This window comes from Phenylobacterium sp. RIFCSPHIGHO2_01_FULL_69_31 (assembly GCF_001824475.1).
GTDB lineage: Bacteria > Pseudomonadota > Alphaproteobacteria > Caulobacterales > Caulobacteraceae > Phenylobacterium.
Window position 1 is genome coordinate 129543 of the sequence record NZ_MHXN01000042.1, and the last position, 16716, is coordinate 146258.

A 16716-nucleotide genomic window follows, 5' to 3' on the forward strand; every position below is an offset into this window, starting at 1 on the left:
TCCGTACTTAACAACGTGTTCGACGGAAGCTAAGAGCGACGGGGGCTACGTGGGGGGTTGGGGAATGACGGGGCGCAGCTCGCGCGCTCGGCGGGCCGGCTTGCGCTGGCGACTAAGCTTTGCCGTGCTCGCAACGACGGCGCTGACACCGCCGGCTCTGGCCTTTGCCCAGCCCGCCGCGCCGCCGCCCGGCGCCACGCCCGGCACGACGGCCGCCGAGCTCAATCCCGACACCCGCGTGTCCCGACCGCCTCCGTCCCGGGCGGCCGGCGCGTTTGCCCCCGAGCCTCCCGGTCCGTGCCCGCTGGAGACGTCGGACGTACAGGTCACGCTGAACAGCGTCGTCTTCCGCGGCGCCACCGCGGTCGGTGAGGACGCACTGCGCGCGGCCTATGCCCCCTACCTCGGCAAACCGCAACCGGTCTCGGTGATCTGCCGGATCCGCGACAGCGCCGCGCGCATCGTCTTCGATGCCGGCGTACTCGCGCGGGTGGAGATACCGGAGCAGCGGATCGCCGGCGGCGCCCTGGTGCTGGAGGTCATCGAGGCGCACGTAGTCAACGTGCGCGTCCGCGGTGACGTGGGCCCGGCGCAGGCGGCCGTGGAACGCTACGCCGAGAAGCTCCGGGGCATGAAGCCCTTCGATATGGACAAGGCCCAGCGCTACCTGCTGCTGGCGTCGGACGTGCCGGGCCTGCGTGTCCGCGCCGCGGTCCGCCCGTCCACCAGCGGCGAGCGCGGTGCGGTGGACATCGACCTCAACGTGACGCGGCAGGGGCCCAGCCTCATCGCCAATGTGCAGAACTCCGGCTCAAAATCGGTGGGGCGCTGGGGCGGCCTCCTCCGTGCCGACCTGGCCGGATACACCGCCTACGGCGACAGCACGTCGATCACGGCCTTCCACACGCTGGATTCCAACGAGCAGTGGCTGGTGCAGCTGGCCGAAACCGCGCGCTTCGGTTCCGAGGGTCTGACAGCCAGCGGCTCCATCACCTATGGCGAGAGCCGCCCGGGCGGCTCTCTCAAGCCGCTCGACCTGAAGAGCCGTTCCGTCGTCGGCAACCTTGAGGTCGCCTACCCCGTGCTGCGCAGCCGCAGCCAGAACCTCAACCTCGCCGCGGGCCTCGATGTCGTCGACCAGAAGACGGTGGCCAGCGGCTTCGGGCTGCTGAGCCGCGACAAGCTGCGGGTCGCCTATGCCCGGGCGGATGGCGACTACCGTGCCGAGTTCGCCCAGCGGCCGGCGCTGCTGACCGGCGGCCTGACGCTCCGCAAGGGCCTGTCCATCCTGGACGCCAGCGAGGCGGGCGAGGTCACCCTCACGCGCGCCCTGGCCAAACCCGCCGCCTGGACCCTGCGCGCCCAGGGCGGCGCCGATGTCGTGCTCAGCGAACGGGTCACGGCCAGTGTCCGCGCCCAGGCCCAGTACGCCGGCGACGTGCTCTTGCCGTACGAGCAGATGTCGCTGGGCGGCCTGACCATCGGTCGCGGCTACGACCCCGCGGCCCTCCTGGGCGACAAGGGCGTCTCGGCGGCCTTCGAGGTCCGTTACGGCCCCACGCAACTGCACCCGAAGGTGCTGGCCTCGCCCTACGCCTTCGTCGACGCCGGGTATGTGGCCAACAACAAGACGAGCGTGACGCTCCTGCAGAAGGACCGCAGTCTCACGTCCGTGGGCGCCGGCGTCGTCTTCCGCCTGTTCAACCGGGCGAACCTCGAAGTGACCTACGCCCACCCCCTGCATTCCACCGGCCCCGGCCGCTCGCGCCCTGGCGACCGTGTCCTGATCCAGCTCACGGCCAGCTTGCTGTGACGCGGAGAGAATAAGATGCCGATGCCTTTCCGTGATGCCACGCCGCCTGCCGACCGCCGGCGGTTGCTCGCCCGGACCGCGATCTGCGGGGCCTTGAGCGTCCTGCCCGGGATCGTCCACGCGCTGCCGGTCGGCGGCTTGCCCGAGGTTGGCGCCGGCGGCGTCCTGCCGACCATCACTTCCACGGCGGGGCGGACCGACATCACCCTGGGCGGGCCGCGCACGGTGCTGAACTGGTCGTCGTTCAACGTGAAGCCGGACGAGACGGTGAGCTTCAATTTTGGCGACCGGTCCTGGGCGGTGCTGAACCGCATCACCGGCCTGCAGCAGAGCAAGATCGAAGGGACGATCGAAGGCAAGGTCGGGGGCCAGTACGGCGGCAATATCTGGTTCGCCTCGTCCAACGGCATCATCTTCGGCAAGGGCGCGAGGGTGGACGCCGGCAGTCTCCTGGTGGGCATCGGCATCACCGATACGGCCAACTTCCTGAATCCCGCATCGAACGCCTTCGCGTTCAACGGCTCGGACAATCTGCCCGGCGCCAAGATCATGGTGCTGTCCAACGCTAGACTGACCGCCCATGGCGGGATGGTGGCGCTGATGGGCCCTAGCGTGGTGACCCGCGCGAACGCCCAGGTCACGGCGATCGACGGCAGCGTCGTCTATGGATCGGCCAAATCGTTCCAGATCCGGCTGGCCCCGGGAACGGCCGGAGACTTCGACCTGGTCGACTTCATCGTCCCCGACGCCAGCGGCGGCGCCGACGGCGGCGTGGCGATCGACCTTGGCGGGAGCACCCGCGCCAACGCCGTCTTCCTCGCGGCCGTCAATAATTCCGGCATCGGCAGCGCGGTGATCAACCTGGAAGGCCTGGTGACCGCCCAGGCGGCGAAGGCCGACGGCGGGGATATCGTGCTGTCCGGCGGCGGCGGCATCGTGAACCGCCTGCCCGGTCCAGCGCTCACGGGCGCCTCTGCCACGGACGTCTACCTCAACAAGGCGACGGCCTCGCGCGACATCCGCATCGACAATGCGGGCCGCACATTCCGCCGGCCGTGGGTGCGGCCGCCGGAAGAACTGGAAGATCCGCCGACCATCGCGCAGGACGAGGATTGCAACCTGCTCCCCCGCGGGTGCGACGACGACGGCTCCAACGGTAACGGGTTCGGCTTCGCGCCCCTGGAGCCCTCGGCCCAGGACGCCGACATCGTCGCCTCGCTGTTCGATCCCACGGCGATCTCCTCGTTGAGCGCCGGCCGGGACGCCACGATTGCAGCCACGGCCAGCATCGAGCTGGGTCGGGTTAACGCGGCGCGGGACATCGCCATCACCGGGGGTGACATCAAGGCCAATGGTCTGATCGCCGGCGGCGGGCTGAACGTGGCGTCTACCAAGGGCGAGATCGTCCTCGCCGCCGCGGGCGTGATGGGCGATGGCGTCATCAGCGCCAAGACGGACGCGCGCATCGAGTCCATGACCGCGCCCAAGGCGCTCACCGTCACGTCCGGGCGCGACATCTCGGTTGGCGACGGCACAGGCTCGGCTTCCGGGGCCATCACCCTCTCCGCGCCGCAGAACGTCACTGTGAACCTGGCCTCCGGCCGGATCGACACCGTGACGGCCGGCGGCGTCGTCAACCTGCGCGGCGCCGCCGACGTGGGGACGATCACCGCCCCGCGCGTCCTGGGCCTGGCGTCCAGCATCCGGATCGGCACGGTCACGACGCAGGGCGACCTCTATCTGATCGCCTCCAGCGGCGACGCCACAGTGGGCACGGCCACGGCCGGCGACGACATCTACCTCCGCGCGACCAATGGCGTGGCCTCGCTGACCACCGCCACGATCACCGGCGCCGGCGCGGACACGGTCGGCGTGAGTTTCGCCGGCAACCCCGACACGGCCGGCAACGGGCGCGTCGTGCAGGTCGAGTCCACGAACCTGGACGCCCGGCTGGGCCTGGGCTCCGGGCGCGTGACCGGCGCCACGGTGGTCACCGTCCTGGCCGGTCAGGATGCGGCCGTGGAGGTGCTCACGCCGACCCCGGGGGCGTTCTCCGTGACCGCCGCACGCGACGCCACCGTGCGGGCGCCGACGGTGACGCTCGATTCAGTCAGCGCCGGCCGCGACCTCTCGGTGGGCAGCACCACGGGCGACTTCACCCTGACGAACGCCCTCACCGCCGTGCGCAACGTGTCCGTCAGCGCGGCCGGCGCGCTGACGGTGGCAGATGTGCGCGCGGACTCAGGCTCGGTGTCCCTGACGGGCGCCACGGTGACCGCCGGCAACGTCTCCGCCAGCGAGGACCTGACCCTGCGCGCCCTGAGCGGCGGGGTCACCACGGCCAGCTACACGACCGGGCGGGACCTGATCGTTCAGGGCTCGTCGTTGTCGCTGGGATCTGCGATTGGCGCAGTTCCTCGCGATCTTTCAATTACGTCCAACGGAAACTTCACGTCCACATCGCCACTCAGCGCGGGCCGAAACCTGATCCTCGACGTGTCGGGCAAGGCCACCCTGGGCGCGACGACGGCGACCAATTCGATCCGCATCCTGGCCGGCGATCTCGACCTGACCGGAACCTTGACGGCGCCGACGGCCCAGATCGAGTCCCGGGGCGGCGCCATGCGCGTCGGCGGGGCCGCGGACGGCGGGTCCGGCTTCGTGTTCGACAATACCGACTTCGGCCAGCTGCGCGTGAGCGGCGTGACGCGGTTCTATGCCGGCTCCGCCACCGGGTCAGCGCGGGGCGACCTAACCCTGCAGGCGCTGGCGATCAACCCGGCCAATACGCCCAGCGTCAGCTTCCTCGTAGGGTCCGGCAACGTCGCCAACGTCCAGGGAACCGTGGCGCCGACGGCGAGTGGCGGGATCCTGCGCATCGGGGACGCGACCGATCTGTCCTGGCGGCCGGGCTCGATCCTGGTGAGCGGCTCGCTCGGCGCGGCGACCTTCACCAACAACGGGGCCAGCTACACCGGCATCCGGGCTTTCGACGAGGTGCGCCTGGCGGCGCGGCAGGACATCCTGTTCGGCTCGCCCCGCTTCATCAGCCTGATCCAGGGCACGGCCATCGCCGACATCGACATCGCCAAGGGCCTGCCCGCAGGGGTGGTCCCGGTCGGCGACGAGGTGGGCAAGGTCTTCGTCGCGACGGGCCGACTGGAGGTCTCGGCCGACGGCAAGGCCGTGCAGCAGAACACCGCCCTCCCGGGCAGCGGCGGCACGGCCGGCCTCTACTTCACCGGCGCGTTCACGCCGGCGCTGATCATCGATCCACCGCGGCTGGTGGAGCTCTGGGGCGCCATCGCGGGCTCCGACGGGCGGGTGACCACCGGCGCGGCGGCGGGCAGCGGCATCTCCTTCACCGTGGTGGACACCAATGGTCAGCCGACGACCCGGCCGGACGGCGCCAGCTACCGGTTCAACGCCTGCGACGTGGGCACGACCAACTGCCCGGTGATCTCCGCCCCGGTGTCGGGGGGCAGCAGCGTCTCGGGCGACATGAATTCGGGCGTGCTGACGGCTCGCGACCTCCTCGGCGACGACGCCGAGGCGGGGATCGAGGCCCTCTCGTCCGAAAGCCTGGCCAGCCCGCCCGTGCTCCTCGGCATCGCCGAACCGCCGACGGACGAGATCATCACAGACCCGGTGGTCACGGGCACAGGCAGCGAAGAAATCTGGCGCAAGCGCAGGCAGACGAAATGATCCGTAAGAGTCTCTTCCTGGGCCTTGGCGGCGCGGTCGTGATGACGGCGCTGACCACGGCGGCCGGCGCCCAGACCCGGGCCGACCTGATCCCGCTGGGCCAGAGCGCCGCCTCCGGCGCCGTCTGCCAGGCCGTGCGCGACTATGACGACCCCGTGGTCCAGGCTGCGGGGCGCCGCGCCTGGAACATCCGCTGCCGGGGCTGGGACGGCAGCCTGGGGCGGCTCTACGCCCTGCCGAAGGCGCAGGACGCCGACGTCTGGGAAGCCGCGCTGAGCGCGCGTGCGGCGCAGTGCTCCGTCGGCAAGTCCGAGTCGATCGCCGGCCTAGGCGCGGTCAGCCGCCGCGCCTGCCGCAGCGCCGCGGGCCAGGCGCCCTACGTGGCCTATTCGGCCGACAAAGCGGGCCGGCTCTATGCCGCCGAAGGCGCGGCCCAGATCGCCGACGTCCTCGAGACCGGGCTGAAGGTGGTGTCCGGCGCGAGCAAGCCGCCGGCCCAGTCCGAGGTGCAGACCTCGGCCGCCAGCGCCGAGATCGCCGCCGACTTCGGCGGGGCCACCGGCGGTCTCGCCCGCTCGCAGGCCGCCGCGGCCGCGGATCCCAACCGCCTGCGCGCCCGCGGCTACGTCCAGAACAACGAATGGCGCTTCGAGCAGGCGGAGACCGACTTCCAGGCCCTGTTGGCCGACGCGGAGGCGCGCCGCGCGCCGCCCGCAGAGATGGCCGAGGCGCTGCTGAACCTGGCGCTCAACGTCTCGAACAACGGCCGCTTCGCCGAGGCGGACCGGCTGTTCCGCGACGCAGACGCCCAGGTGGCCGCCTCGGGCGACCCGCTGCTGGCGACCCGGGCGCGCACCTACCGCGCCCTGCACCAGCGCAACGCCGGCCGCTTCGCCGACGCCGTCACGACCGCCCAGGCGGCCTTGCGCGCCAGCGACGAGATCCGCGCGACCCGTGGCCTCGCCGCCGGCGGGCCCACCGTCACCCAGGCGGCGGACGGCCTGGCCATCGGCGGCGACCTCGCCGCGGCGCTCAACAACCGACCCGGCGGCCGCGACGTGATGGGCGCGAGCCGTGTCACCGCCGCCGACCGCCTCGCCGTGCAGGACGCCCAGGCGCTGGAGGTGATGGGGTCATCCCTCGCCGCCCAGGGTGACGCCGCGGGGGCCCGCGAGGCTCTGGCCCGCGCCAGTCGCCTACTGGCGACAGCCGAGGCCAACGGCGCACTCAACGTCTGGCTCCGCGCGCGCATCGAGGCGGATCTGGCCGAAATCGACATGGACCAAGGCCGGCCGGTGCAGGCGATCGGCAAGTACAACAGCGCCCTGCGCACGCTGCGCGTCCGGCACGCGGGCACTGCGGCGGAGGGGGGCCTGTTGCTGGACCTGGGCCGCGCGCAGGCCGGCGCCGGACAGGAGGACGCTGCGCTCGCCACCTATGCCCGGGCGTTCGAGCTCTTCCAGGCGCAGCGCGGCGCGCTGGGCGCGTCAGCGGATGACGCCGCGCCCTACTTCGACCTGCTGCTCAAGCGCATCGAAACCGATCCCGCGCGCGCTGCCGACTACAAGGCGCGGTTCTTCTCGGCCGCCGCCAGCGTGGTCTCCAACGCCACCGCCCAGACCGTCTCGAAGCTGGCCGCGCGCGTGGCCTCCGGCGACAGCGCCGTCACCGGCCTGGTCCGGGCGCTGGAGGACACCCGCCGCGAGCTGCGCGCCACCGAGGCGCAGACGGCCGCCCTGCAGGCGCAGAACGCCTTCGAGGGACAGGCGCGGACCGACCTCGAGGCGCGGCTGAAGGCGTTGCAGGAACAGTCGGACGCCCTGGAGGCCCAGCTTCTGGCGGCCAACCCGCGCTACGCCCAGCTCGTTTCCTCCGAAGCCTCGCTGGCGGACCTGCAAAAGGCGCTGGGCCCAGACGAGGTCTATGTGAAGCTGCTGCTGCTCGACAGCCGCGGCTACGGCCTGCTGGTCACCCCGACGAGCGCCAAGCCCTATGCGATCGCGCTGAACCGCGGCACGGCGGGGGCGGCGGTCCGCCGGCTTCGCGCCCCGTTCGAGGCCGAGGACTCCCTCCCCGCCTTCGACGTGGCGGCCTCCTACGACCTGTTCCAGCAGCTCTTCGGTCCGGTGGCCGCCGAGGTCACCGCCGCCCGTCACCTGGTCTACGAGCCCGACGGCGCCCTGATCTCCCTGCCGGTGGGCGCCCTGGTGACCGCCGATCCCTCGGCCGTCCTCGCCGGCGTGACCCGCGGGACCGACCCGGACTATCGCAAGGTGGCCTGGCTGGGCGGCAAGGTGGATTCGGCCCTGGTGCTGTCGGCCGCCTCCTTCATGCAGTCGCGGGCCTTCGCCCCGTCGCGCGCCAGCAAAAGCTTCCTGGGTTTCGCCGATCCTGCGACGCCGGCCCGCTCCGACCGGCGGGCCTACGCCTCGGTGGTGCGGCGCTCGGTGAGCCTGCGCACGGAACGCGACCTCGGCGACATCTGCGAGAACACCCGCCTCGCCCTGTTGCAGATGCCCGCCCTGCCCGACACCGCCGACGAGGTTCGCCAGGTGGGGGCCAGCATCGCCGGCGCCGCCGGAGAACAGATCGTCGTGGGTCAGGCTTTCACCGACGACAGCGTGAAGGGCCGCAAGGACCTGTCAGACTACAAGGTGCTCTACTTCGCCACCCACGGCCTCCTGCCCCAGCCGTCCGCCTGCCTGCCCGAGCCGGCGCTGATGACCTCCGTCGGCGGCGGCGACTCCGACGGCCTGCTGGACGCCAGCGAGATCCTGGACCTGAAGCTGGACGCCGACTTGGTCGTCCTGTCGGCCTGCGACACGGGCGGCGCGGGCGGCGAGGCCGCCACCAGCGGCTTGCAGGGCGGCGGCGAGGCCCTCGGCGGCCTGACCCGGGCGGTGATCTACGCCGGCGGGCGCTCGCTGATCGTCTCGCACTGGTCGGTGGACTCGGTGGCGACGGTCAGGCTGATGACGGGGATGTTCTCCGCAGCCTCTCCCACCAAGGCCGGCGCCCTGACCAAGGCCCAGGTCGCCCTCCAGCAGAGCGAGCAGTTCTCGCACCCGTACTACTGGGCGCCCTTCACGATCGTCGGCGATGGCTCGCGGCCCCTTCCGGGCGCTGCGAGCCAGGCGGCAGATCGTTAGGACGCGGCGGCGACCATCCCCGATGGCCAACGCCGCCATCCACTTCAGCAGCGAGCCCTACGACGCCTCGATTCCGCGTCCCATGGGCCGCCAGGCCGCGGGCGAAGGCTTCCTGCGGGGCTTCCTGCAGTACGCCGACGGCGAGCGCTTCCATCTCTGGAACGTCCGCGACGAGGACCAGGGCGAGCTGGAGGCCCTGTTGCGGCGCCTGGGCGCGCCCGACAAGCCGATCACCTGGCTTGGGCGTGCCGACCGGTCAGGTCTGGCCGAGGCCGGCGCGGTGCACATGCCGACGCCCGAGTTGAAGGACGAAGCCTGGGCGCGGCGGGCGCTGGGCGGGAACGCCTACTCGATCACCGGCGTCACCCACACCATCGCCGAGACCCATATCCTCAACGAGATCGGCGCGCTCCTGCTCGCCCCGCTGCAGCCCTGGGACGCGCTCGTCTGCACGTCAGCTTCCGTCCGTAACGCCACGGAAACGCTTCTGGAATCTGTCGCCACCTACCTGCAGGAACGGTTCGGCGCCGCGCGCATTCCGCCGGCCCAGCTCGTCACGATCCCCCTGGGCGTGCACACCGCCGACTTCGGCGCCGACCCCGAGGTCCGCCGCCGCTGGCGTGAACAGCTCGACATCCCGGCCGATGCGTCCGTCGCCCTTTTCATGGGGCGGTTCAAGCTTGCGACCAAGATGCACCCGGGCCCGATGGGCCTGGCCCTGCAGGAGACCGCCCGGCGGCTCGGCCGGCCGATATATTGGCTGCTGTACGGCGGCGCCCGCCGGCCTGCGGACGAGGAGGCGTTCCGAAGCGCCGCCGCAGCCTTCGCCCCCGATGTCGAGTTGCGCTTCGTCGAGCACGCCTCGACCCGGACGCGGGACGAGATCGTCAGCGCCGCCGACATCTTCCTGTCGCTGTCCGACAACATCCAGGAGACGTTCGGCCTGACGCCGGTGGAGGCCATGGCCGCTGGCCTGCCGTGCGTCGTCAGCGACTGGGACGGCTATCGCGATACGGTGCGGCACGGCGTCGACGGGTTCCGGATCCGCACGACGGCGCCCCGGCCTGGCCTGGGCTCGGACCTGATCTACGCCTACGCCCAGCGGTTGGTGAGTTACGAGGCCTATGCGGCCGCCGCCTCGATGTTCGCCGCCGTCGACATCGGCGAGACGGCCGAGGCGCTGGCCTTGCTGTTCAGCGATCCGGACCTGCGCCGTCGCATGGGACAGGCGGCGCAGACCCGGGCGCGCGAGGTCTTCGACTGGCGCGTGGTGATCCCGCAGTACCAGGCTCTCTGGTCGGAGCTCGAGCGTCGCCGGACCGCGGCGCCCGTCCACCCGGCGCTTGAGAACCCGTATCGGCCCGACCCTTTCCGCATGTTCGCCGGCTATCCGACGGCCGCGCTCAGCGCCGCGGACATTGTGGAACTCGCCGCGCCGTTCGATCGCGACGCGGCCGTCGCTGTGGTGGGCCACCCTTCCGCCCGCACGGACGCGGCGCGCCTGCCGAGCCTGGACGAGGCGCTTCGGCTCCTGGAGTGCCTGGCGACGGGGCCGCGCACGGTGGGCGCGCTCCTGGCGACGATGCCTCCGGAACGCCGGCCGTTCGTCGAGCGCGGCCTGGTCTGGCTGGCGAAGTTCGGCCTTTTGCGTCTGTGCGGCGCAACGCCGCGTACATGAGACACAAGGCCGTAGTTCAGGTTCCGTTCAGGGCTTGCGTGTGATAGTCCGCGCCGGATACGGGAACGAGCCAAGACTTCCTTCGGGGGCAAGACAGATGCGCAAACTACTGATTGGAGTGGCGTTTTCGCTCGCGATTGGCGGGACTGCCGCCGCCAGCGACTACATCGTGGTGAACTCGACCGATCCGGGCTTCAAGCGCGGCCAGGCTTTCGACGCGGGGGCCAAGGTGGCGCTGGGCGCCGGCAAGACGCTGACGCTCATGCGGGCCACCGGCGAGGTTGTCACCCTGCGTGGCGCGGCCGCCGGCGCAACCGTTCCGGGCGCCCGCATGGCCGCCGCCGACAGCGCGCGTTTCGAGACGCTGCGGTCGCTGGTGGAGCCGCCGCCGACCGGCCGCACCTTCGGGGCCCGCCGCGGCGGCATCTGCCCGGCGGCGGAAACCTTGACCAGCCTGGACGACATCGTTCGCACGGCCGAGTCCAGCGGCTGCAAGACAGTCGCCCGCCAGGCTCTGGACGCCTACCTCGCCAAGGGCGCGACCTCGAACAACTGATCCTCCCGACAACGGTGGGGCGACCGAGGGCCGGCCGGACGTATCGAAGCGTCCGCCGGCCCTTTCTCGTGGGCGGTTAGCGACCATTCGTTAACCATGCCCGTTAGGGCTAATCGAACGGCAGCTGTGGCGTTCTGACGCGGATGAAGCTCCACCGCGCCATCGCCGCCGCGATGCGGGGCCTGCGGGCGTCCTCGCGGAGGCTCGCGGGCGTGGTCGCTTGCGTCTGCACAGTGGCCGTCGCTTCGCCGGGCGCGGCGCACGAGCTGTCGAGCGAGGCAGTGGCCAAATCGACCATCCACGCGCCGCTCGATAAAGGCGTCGGCCTCCAGGCCGATGGCTCGGTCGGCAAGGTCGTGATCGCCCAGCCCGAAACGGCGCAGGTGGGACCGGCGCCCGACGGCCTCTACGTCCTCGGCAGCCAGGTCGGCACGACCAACCTGCTGGTCTACGACCGCCAGGGGCGCCTGACCCAGACCCTGGACATACACGTCGGCTACGACGCCCAGGCGCTGCGCGATCTGCTTGCGGAGGCGCTCCCGGGCGAGCCCATCATCGTCAAACAGCTCTCGTCCAGTTTGCTGCTGGAGGGCGAGGTCTCCAGCCCATCGGTTGCGACCATTGCCGAGCGGCTGGCCGAACAGGTCGCGCCCGACGCCGTGGTCTCGCGCCTTCATGCCCGCGCCGCCCAGGTGCTGCTCGACGTCCGGATCGTCGAAGTCACTCAAAGCGGTCTCCGGGACGTAGCGACAGCCGTACGTCTCACAAACGGCCCAGAACTTTCCATCGCGACGGGCGGCGTTCCCATCGGCGTAGACCCACCATTCGGGACCGCTCAGTTCAGCGCCCACGACGGCCGCTTGCGGCTGGACGCGGCGCTGCAGGCGCTGGAAGCGAACGGCGAATTGCGGGTGCTGGCCGAGCCGTCCGTGGTGGCGCTATCGGGAGAGACGGCCTCGTTCCGCGCCGGCGGCGAGTTTCCATTCCCGGTCCCTCAGGACCTCGACAAGATCGCCATCGAGTTCAAGCCCTACGGCGCCGCCATGACCGTAAGGCCGGTCATTCGCGAGAACGGGACGATCCGCGTCGCCGTCGACGCCGAGCTGAGCGACATCGATCCCTCGGTGTCGCTGCGCGTGGCCGGCTTCACCGTCCCGGCGCTCAGGACGCGTCGCGCCGCCACCGTCGCCGATCTCCGCAACGGCGAGACGTTCATGATCGCGGGGCTCCTGGAGGAGAGCTCGGAGCGCAGCGCCCGCGACGTCCCGTTCGTTGGCCGCATCCCCATCGTCGGCCGCGCCCTTGCGCCGCTGCTGGGCGCGTCACGCCGGAAGGAGGCCCGGCGTGAGCTCGCGATCCTCGTGACCCCCCGGACTGCCGCCGAGGTCTCATCCCCGCTGACCGAGCCGGCGGCGGTGGCGGACGCCTCGCCCCCTCCCATCGCCTCGCCGCCGCCACCGCCAACCCCGCGCCCGCGAGTTTCGCCGCTCCGGGCTTTGGCTGCGGATGTCCGCGATGTGCTGCGCCCGACCGCGCGCTGGGCCAAGCAGACCGCCTCTCGATTCGCCGCGATATTCCGGGACCGCGCCTGACCTGCCGACTCGTGAGAGCCTCTGCGACGTCCGCCCGTGGAGGATCCCCCGTGAGGTTGCTCGTCGCCGCCGCTGTCGCCCTTTCCGCCGCTGCCACCGCAGCCGCGTCCCAGCCGATCCTCGTGCTTGGCGACGCGACGCCGGTCCCGATGGGGATTACGCGCTGTGCGGCGACGCCCCGTTCCGCGGGCGCCGACCTCGAATGCGTGCTGACCCTGCCGGCTCCCACCGCCGGGAACGCGCATGCGCCGCCCGCCCGCATTCTGATCCGGGCCGAGTTCACCCCCGCCCGATGCGCTTCATCGCTGGCCCAGGTGGTGCAGATGAGCCCGGAGCCGGCAACCAAAGGCCTTCCGGTCGTAGAGCATCCGTCGGCCCACCGCGCCGGTTGCCCGTCCTAGGCGAGTCCGCTTGCCGGTCTGTGTGCCGCGTGTCCCACTCCGGACATGCGTCGTCTTAACCTTACCGCGCTGTGGATGTGGCCCCTTCTGGCCGTCTTCGTGCTGATCCTCATGAGCTTCGACAGCCCGTTCCGACTCGCGCTCGCGGGCTTCATGCTGGCGGCGCAACGGCCGGTGTGGCGGCTGATCCATTCGCTGGATCCAGCGCCCGCGAAGATCGTGAGAAAGTCTCTCTAGTGCGCTGATTCACAACCCATTTGGGTTGGTAGGCCGGGTGAGGTTCGAACTCACGACCATTCGATTAAAAGTCGAATGCTCTACCACTGAGCTACCGGCCCCCGACGCGGGCGTCTGGTTGTGACGCCCGGGCGAAGCGGGCGGAACCTAGAGGGCGGCGAGCGAAAGTCAAACCGGGTTTCGCGGCAAACGCTTAACAGCGCGACTGGCGCGCGTATTGTGCCGGCATGCGTACGAGCCCCGTCCACCTGATCGTCGCCATCATCGCAGCAGCCAGTCTGGCCGGCGGCGCGTCGGCCCAGACCAAGCCGGCCCCCAAGACCGCTCCAAAGCGGGCCGCCGCCGCCCCGCTGCCCCCGCCGCCGCCGCCGCCCGATCCCGCCAACCGCGTGAAGACGTCCGACGAACTGAAGCGCGAGAGCGTCGAAGGCGCCGCCACCGCGCCGCTGCGCGACCTCAACATGGTGCGGGCCGAGATTCCGGAGGTGCTGCTGCAGGCGCTGGAGGATCCCTACGCCCGGCCGCCGCGCAGCTTCAAGTGTTCCGCCCTCGCGGCGCTGGTGCGGCCTCTCGACGAAGCTCTGGGGCCGGACATGGACCGCGTCCCGGTGGGCGACGAGAACCTGATGGATCGTGGCAAGTCCACGGCGCTGGGCGCGGCCGCCGACCTGGCCTCCGACGCGATCCCCTTCCGCGGCTTTGTCCGCAAGCTCACCGGCGCCGAGGCCCACGACAGGCTGGTGCAGTCGGCGATCGTCGCGGGCAACGTTCGCCGCGCCTATCTGAAGGGCCTGGGCGAATCCAAGGGGTGCCTCCCGCCGGCCACGCCGTCCCACGAGCGCGCGGCGACGAGACAGGCCACATCGGTCAAGCGGCCGCCGGCGAAGGGCGGCCTTACGCCGAAGTATCCGGTCCGGTAGGCCGCTGCCGGGCGGCGAAGGCGGCGCGGAACGCGGCCATGGTCCCATCGGCGATCGCCGTCCGCATCTGGCCCATGAGCGCCTGGAAGAACGCGAGGTTGTGCCAGGAGAGTAGGACCTGGCCCAGGATCTCGTCCGACTTCACCAGATGGTGGAGGTAGGCCTTTGAATAGTCGCGGCTGGCGGGGACGTCGCTGGCCGCGTCGAGCGGGGCCTCGTCCTCGGCGAACCGCGCGTTCTTCAGGTTGATCGGGCCATCCCAGGTCCAGGCCTGGCCATGACGGCCGGAGCGGGTGGGGAGGACGCAGTCGAACATGTCCACGCCCCGGTAGACCGCCTCCACGATGTCGATCGGCTTGCCGACCCCCATGAGGTAGCGGGGCCGGTCTGGCGGGAGCATGTCCGGGGCGAAGTCCAGCGCTTCGCACATGGCCTGGTGCCCCTCACCCACCGCCAGGCCGCCGATGGCGTAGCCGTCGAAGCCGATCTCCTGCAGGCGCTCGGCGGATTCCCGTCGCAGGGCCGGGTCCAGACCACCCTGCTGGATCCCGAAGAGATTTTGCACATCTCGTTCGCCGAACGCGTTCTTTGATCGCTGTCCCCAGCGGGCCGAGCGCCGCATCGCCTCGGCGGCCCGCTCCGGCGTCGCCGGAAGCGCCACCAGTTCGTCCAGTTGCATGACGATGTCGGAGCCCAGCAGATCGGCCTGGATCTCCATCGATCGTTCGGGAGACAGCACGTGGCGGCTGCCGTCGATGTGGCTCTGGAAGGTCACCGCCTCTTCCGTGACCTTGGAGATCTTGCCCAGCGACATGACCTGAAAGCCGCCGGAGTCGGTCAGGATCGGCCTTTCCCAGCGCATGAAGCGGTGCAGGCCGCCCATCCGCTTCACTCGCTCGGCCGTCGGGCGGAGCATGAGGTGATAGGTGTTGCCCAGGATGATGTCGGCGCCGGTGGCGGTCACCTGGTCCACCGTCAGGGCCTTTACTGTCCCGGCGGTCCCCACCGGCATGAACGCCGGCGTGCGGATCTCCCCGCGGGGCGTGGAGAGCAGGCCCGCGCGGGCCTTGCCGTCGGTCGCGGCGATAGCGAACGGAAAGCCGGCCATCAGGCCACCCGCCAGAGCAGGCTGGAGTCGCCGTAGGAATAGAAGCGATAGCCCGTCGCGATAGCGTGGGCGTAGGCGGCGCGCATCGTATCGAGCCCAGCAAAGGCCGAGACCAGCATGAACAGCGTCGATTTCGGCAGGTGGAAGTTGGTCATCAGCCCGTCGGCCGCGCGAAAACGGTAGCCGGGCGTGATGAAGATGGCGGTCTCGGCGGCAAAGGGGCGGATCGTGCCGTCGGGGGCAGCGGCGCTCTCCAGGAGGCGCAGCGAGGTGGTGCCGACACAGACGATCCGCCCACCGGCGGCGCGCGCGGCGTTGAGGCGCTCGGCCGTCGCGGCGTCGATCTCGCCCCACTCCGCGTGCATCTTGTGTTCGGTCAGATCCTCAGTCTTCACCGGCAGGAAGGTCCCGGCGCCGACGTGCAGGGTCACGCGCTCGAAGCCCACGCCCAGGGCCTCAAGCCGCGCCAGCAGCTCGGGCGTGAAGTGCAGGCCGGCGGTGGGCGCGGCCACAGAGCCGTCCTCGGCGGCATAGACCGTCTGGTAGTCTGCCCGGTCCTGCTCGTCCTCGCTCCGCTTGGCGGCGATGTAGGGCGGCAGCGGCATCATCCCGCGCTCGGTGATCGCAGCCATCAGGTCGGGGCCGGAGAGGTCGAAGGCCAAGGTGACTTCGCCCCCCTCCCCCTTGGCCTGCACCGTCGCGTCGAGGCTCCCGAGGAAGCAGGCGCGGTCGTCAGCCTCCCCGAAATGCAGCCGGTCGCCGGGCGCCAGCTTCTTCCCGGGTCGCATGAAGGCGGTCCAGACATGGCCGGACTTCGGCTGGTGCAGGGTCGCCTCGACGGCGATGCGGCTGTCGCCCCGCACACGGACGCCCTTGAGCCGCGCCGGGATCACCCGTGTGTCGTTGACCACCAGGACGTCGCCCGCCCTGAGCAGGTCCGGCAAGTCCCGGACCTGGAGGTCGCGCAGCGCCTCCCCCGGCTTGACCAGGAGCAGGCGGGCGGAATCCCGCGGGCTGGCGGGCCGCAGGGCGATCCGCTCCTCGGGCAGGTCGAAGTCGAAGTCGGCGAGCTGCATGAAGGGCGGGTGAAGCGCATGCACAGGCGCGCGCGTCAAGGTCGGCGCGGCGTCAACGCCTCCCGCGCCTTGGCGAGCGAGGCCTCCAGGCGCGCCCGCGCCTTGGCCTGGCGGGCCTCCAGCGCGGCAATCTCGCGGGCAAAAGCGGCGTCCGCCTCTGCGAGCTGCGCCTCCAGGTCCGCAACCTTCTTCAGCGCGGCCTTGGACGGGCCGGCGGGCTTCGCAGGCTTGGGGGCTTTCGCCGGCTTGAGCTTCTCCAGCGTCGCACGCGATCCCGCCACCCGGCGCAGAACCTGGCCAGGCTGCGCCGTCGCCGCCTTCACGAGGGCCGGATCTTCGGTCTCTCGGGCGAGGCCGGTCTTGAACAGGTCCTGGTGACTGCCCCAGGCCTCCAGCGCCTTCGGCCTGGAGGTGGTCGCCACGACGTAGTCGGTCAGGCCGTCCGACGTGACGAACACCTTCAGGCGCGCGGCCATGGGCC

General features: G+C 71.1%; 12 protein-coding genes and 1 tRNA gene. 9 read left to right on the plus strand and 4 right to left on the minus strand.

The window, feature by feature from the left end; translation table 11 throughout:
* The first annotated feature begins 124 nt into the window (after nt 1-124).
* The 8 genes from A2790_RS21950 to A2790_RS21985 all read left to right on the plus strand — a co-directional run bounded on the left by A2790_RS21950 (nt 125) and on the right by A2790_RS21985 (nt 13131).
* Entirely contained in the window at nt 125-1813 is a 1689-nt protein-coding gene (locus A2790_RS21950) for a ShlB/FhaC/HecB family hemolysin secretion/activation protein (RefSeq protein WP_293396469.1), read from the plus strand.
* A 21-nt stretch (nt 1814-1834) separates the two neighbouring features.
* A complete protein-coding gene (locus tag A2790_RS21955; protein ID WP_293396472.1) occupies nt 1835-5518 on the plus strand; it encodes a filamentous hemagglutinin N-terminal domain-containing protein in 3684 nt (1227 codons plus the stop codon).
* Complete coding sequence (locus A2790_RS21960; RefSeq protein WP_293396475.1) at nt 5515-8667, plus strand: CHAT domain-containing protein; 3153 nt, start codon at nt 5515-5517, stop codon at nt 8665-8667. Before A2790_RS21955 ends, A2790_RS21960 begins: the two co-directional genes overlap by 4 nt.
* A gap of 22 nt (nt 8668-8689) precedes the next feature.
* Nucleotides 8690-10345 (plus strand): glycosyltransferase family 4 protein, encoded by a 1656-nt coding sequence (locus A2790_RS21965; RefSeq protein WP_293396478.1) that lies wholly within the window; start codon nt 8690-8692, stop codon nt 10343-10345.
* Nucleotides 10346-10442: 97 nt separating this feature from the next.
* On the plus strand, nt 10443-10901 hold the full coding sequence (locus tag A2790_RS21970; RefSeq protein ID WP_293396481.1) for a hypothetical protein: 459 nt from the start codon (nt 10443-10445) through the stop codon (nt 10899-10901).
* A 143-nt stretch (nt 10902-11044) separates the two neighbouring features.
* On the plus strand, nt 11045-12493 hold the full coding sequence (locus tag A2790_RS21975) for a pilus assembly protein N-terminal domain-containing protein (RefSeq protein WP_293396484.1): 1449 nt from the start codon (nt 11045-11047) through the stop codon (nt 12491-12493).
* Nucleotides 12494-12543: 50 nt separating this feature from the next.
* Complete coding sequence (locus A2790_RS21980; protein WP_293396486.1) at nt 12544-12894, plus strand: hypothetical protein; 351 nt, start codon at nt 12544-12546, stop codon at nt 12892-12894.
* Between the two features lie 45 nt (nt 12895-12939).
* A complete protein-coding gene (locus tag A2790_RS21985) occupies nt 12940-13131 on the plus strand; it encodes a hypothetical protein (RefSeq protein WP_293396489.1) in 192 nt (63 codons plus the stop codon).
* A 26-nt stretch (nt 13132-13157) separates the two neighbouring features.
* On the opposite strand, the gene A2790_RS21990 is transcribed toward A2790_RS21985, so the two are convergent.
* Nucleotides 13158-13232, minus strand: a tRNA-Lys gene (locus tag A2790_RS21990).
* Between the two features lie 126 nt (nt 13233-13358).
* On the opposite strand from A2790_RS21990, the gene A2790_RS21995 reads away from it, so the two are divergent.
* Nucleotides 13359-14051 (plus strand): hypothetical protein, encoded by a 693-nt coding sequence (locus tag A2790_RS21995; protein WP_293396492.1) that lies wholly within the window; start codon nt 13359-13361, stop codon nt 14049-14051.
* Here the strand turns inward: A2790_RS21995 and tgt are convergent.
* From tgt to A2790_RS22010, 3 genes are read right to left on the minus strand one after another with little or no spacing between them, the layout of a single operon-like run.
* On the minus strand, nt 14026-15159 hold the full coding sequence (gene tgt, locus A2790_RS22000) for a tRNA guanosine(34) transglycosylase Tgt (RefSeq protein ID WP_293396495.1): 1134 nt from the start codon (nt 15157-15159) through the stop codon (nt 14026-14028). The genes A2790_RS21995 and tgt overlap by 26 nt on opposite strands.
* Nucleotides 15159-16235: a tRNA preQ1(34) S-adenosylmethionine ribosyltransferase-isomerase QueA gene (gene queA / locus A2790_RS22005; RefSeq protein ID WP_293396535.1), complete on the minus strand. Its 1077-nt coding sequence runs from the start codon at nt 16233-16235 to the stop codon at nt 15159-15161. The genes tgt and queA overlap by 1 nt, the downstream gene beginning before the upstream one ends.
* Nucleotides 16236-16270: 35 nt before the next feature.
* A complete protein-coding gene (locus A2790_RS22010) occupies nt 16271-16711 on the minus strand; it encodes a hypothetical protein (protein WP_293396498.1) in 441 nt (146 codons plus the stop codon).
* Nucleotides 16712-16716 lie beyond the last annotated feature (5 nt).